Annotated in this window: 3 protein-coding genes; all 3 read left to right on the top strand. The window is 32.2% G+C overall.

Features of this window, described 5'->3' with window-relative positions:
- Positions 1–477 (top strand): phosphopantetheine-binding protein (locus tag ACKWCA_RS23875; RefSeq protein ID WP_413980767.1); only part of this gene is annotated, 477 nt, incomplete at its 5' end.
- 34 nt (positions 478–511) lie between these two features.
- On the top strand, positions 512–2125 hold the full coding sequence (locus ACKWCA_RS23880; RefSeq protein WP_413980768.1) for an MBL fold metallo-hydrolase: 1614 nt from the start codon (positions 512–514) through the stop codon (positions 2123–2125).
- Positions 2126–2704: 579 nt separating this feature from the next.
- Positions 2705–3272: condensation domain-containing protein (locus ACKWCA_RS23885; protein WP_413980769.1), on the top strand; the 568-nt coding region annotated here is incomplete at its 3' end.

A 3272-nucleotide genomic window follows, 5' to 3' on the forward strand; every position in this document is an offset into this window, starting at 1 on the left:
GTAGGATATTATGTGTCTGAGCAAGAGCTGTTCCCGTCCGATTTGGAAGAACATCTATCGCTTTATCTCCCGGAATATATGCTTCCCAAATACTATGTGCAGATGGATTCATTTCCGTTGACCTCTAACGGCAAGATCGACCGCAGGGCCCTTCCCGACCCGGAGCTCACTACAAGTGATGATTATGTAGGGCCAACCAATGAGATTGAAAAGCAATTGATAGATATTTGGAAAGATTTATTATCAATGGATAAAACAATTATTAGTACAACTAGAACCTTTTTTGAATACGGGGGTGATTCATTGAATTTACTTGTATTATCAAATCTTATTTTTAAAAAGTTCAATGTTCAAATACCGATAATAGAAATGTTTGATAAATCATCCATAAAGAAACAAGCAGAAATCATAGACGCAATGGACAAGATTAAGAACTACAAAGGGGATGATATGGATTTAAATGAAGTTTCAATATAAAAAAATATAGAATAGAAGATTAATATAAGTTTTCATGAAATCGCGAGAATATTTTTTGAAGTCAAATGTAGTAATTGAACCTTTGATTGACCATTGGTATGCCTGGTCACATCTTATATCTCCCGTAACTTATGGTTTAAATATGATTAATAGGCATATTAAGATAATGAACTCGTACATATCCACTCCAGAATTACATGCAGAAGCTGTGAAAAACCCTAGGTTGTTAGGTGGTCCTTTTATGGATTATGAAACAGATAGAAGCCAAGAGGTAAGCAAATTGCTCGAGAATACTCTCAGAGAAAGAGAAAAAGTAATTCTATTTTCAAAGGCTATTTTGGACTTAGATAACTTACTGCTGAATGAGGCTAAAGGATATTCTATGGAGCCATTATATGAAAGAATTCCGCCCATTCTGAAAGGTTATGTTGAACTCGTATATGACTTACATAATAACCCAAGTTTTAGATTATTTGAATCACTTTTATATAAAAGTGAATACTATGATATAACATCTCAAAGCATTGCATTATGGGTCACAGATAACGACCAGAGACCGTTTTGCCTAAGTACGCCTAGATTAAATTCATCAAATATTTTACATTTAAAAATTCCATTTAAAAGTGAGGCTATCGATAAGATTAGTATGATGAAGAACAAACCATTTTCAATTGAACAAATAAAAGACATACTAAATATTAATAAAAATTCTCAGTTTATTGAAAAATTATTTACACGAGAACCTCCTAGAACATATGAAACTTATAAAGGAGATAAAATAAGAATGAGATATTTTGGCCATGCCTGTATTTTACTCGAAACATCAAGATTTAATATTCTAGTTGATCCTATCATAAGTTATTATGGTTATCAATCAGATGTGTCCAGATTTTCAGATGTTGACATGCCAGATACCCTAGACTATGTTTTAATAACGCATAATCACCAAGACCATGTACTCTTGGAAACATTACTCCCTTTGAGACATAAAATCAAGAATTTGGTTATTCCTAAAACAAAGGCCGGACAACTACAAGATCCTAGCTTAGATTTAATGTTCAAAGCTATCGGGTTTAAGAATATCATTGAAATTGATGATATGGAGTCCTTAGAATTTGAAGATTGTATTATTACAGGTATACCATTTATAGGAGAACATAGCGATTTGGATATAACATCTAAAATTTGTCATCATGTACGTATTGAAAATTTCAGTCTTATGTTTTTAGCGGATTCTTGTAATATTGAACCTGCCTTGTATCACCATGTTGAAAAGGAAATAGGCGAAGTTAATGTGGTCTTCTTAGGAATGGAGTGCGAGGGTGCTCCGTTGAGTTGGTTATACGGTCCCTTGTTGAATAATGGTTTAGATCGGGATAAGGATAATTCCAGGTGTCTTTCAGGATCTAATTATACTCAAGCTAAGGAATTAGTTGATATTTTTAAACCTAAGGAATTATATATTTATGCAATGGGACAAGAGCCATGGATTAAATTCATTAGCTCAAAAGAGTATACAGAAGAATCCATTCCTATTTTAGAATCAAATAAACTTCTTGAAGAATGTTCAGCAAGTGGCATTACAGCAGAAAGGCTCTTTGGGGAAAAGGAACTTTTCTATGATAAAGAATTAAACTTGAGAGCTTGATTAAACAAAATATATGCTTTACTCTTCTTAATGTTGCCTGACGAAATATTGAATTTACAATTAGTTTTTTATCGATTGAAATAAGAAATATACAGTAGAATTAATTGTTGAAAAGTAGAAATATTGGTAATTAAGGATTTACCTTATCAAAAAACTACTTGCGTATTTCAGTTGCAAATTTTTGATAACAAATAAATATTTAGATTTCTTTATTTTACAACTACTATCATTTAACTGTACCCATTACCTTAATTAATGCTTTTTAGTTTTGGAATTGCGGTTCAACAAATTTAAAATTTGACAAATCGCGCTACATGGCTGGTAACATAGTCTATTTCTATGACTGCAATTCTAACTCTTTTACACCTAGGCTGCTTGATTTAAGGATTATGCATCTTTATATTAAAACCTCAAAGAAGAAGTCTGGATAATTTCATTGTAAATAAGTTTGTCACAGTGAAAACAATACTACTAAATCATAACGTGCCTTCCTTTGACTAAGCCCTGCGATATCGGGTTTTAGGCGAATCCTTCCATAAGGAAATTTATAATGTACATAAATCAATAATTCTAGAACCAATGAGAATAGAAAAATATATAAAAATACTGGGTGAGCAAGGTATCTTTATTTCGATAAAGGAGGGTGATGAACTTAAAGTAAAAGCGAGGGAAGAATTATTAACTAAGCAATTGATATCGGAAATTAAGTCTAGAAAAAATGAAATCTTGAACTTTTATAAAAATTTCAGTGGAAACAGCGACTTTTCGGCAATACCTACTACAGAGCTAAAGACTCAATATAAGCTATCTTCTTCACAACAAAGACTTCATTTTATTTATGAATATGACAGGAATTCAATTGCTTACAATCTGCCATATGTTGTAGATATAAAAGGCGTGTTAGATAGAGAATTTTTGGGGGGTACGTTTGAGAAGTTATTAAAACGACATGAGGGGTTACGTACATACTTTAATTTTATTAATGATGAACTGGTACAAATCATAGAAAAGAGTAACAGCTTAAAAATAGAACATTACGAATCCAACGAATCCGTTGTTGGTTCTGTGATCAAAGAATTTATACGTCCTTTTGATCTCGGCAATGCTCCTTTGATTCGAGTTGGTCTTGTTCGGTTATCCGAAGAAC

It is taken from the genome of Maribacter corallii (assembly GCF_047345415.1).
Lineage (GTDB): Bacteria > Bacteroidota > Bacteroidia > Flavobacteriales > Flavobacteriaceae > Maribacter_C.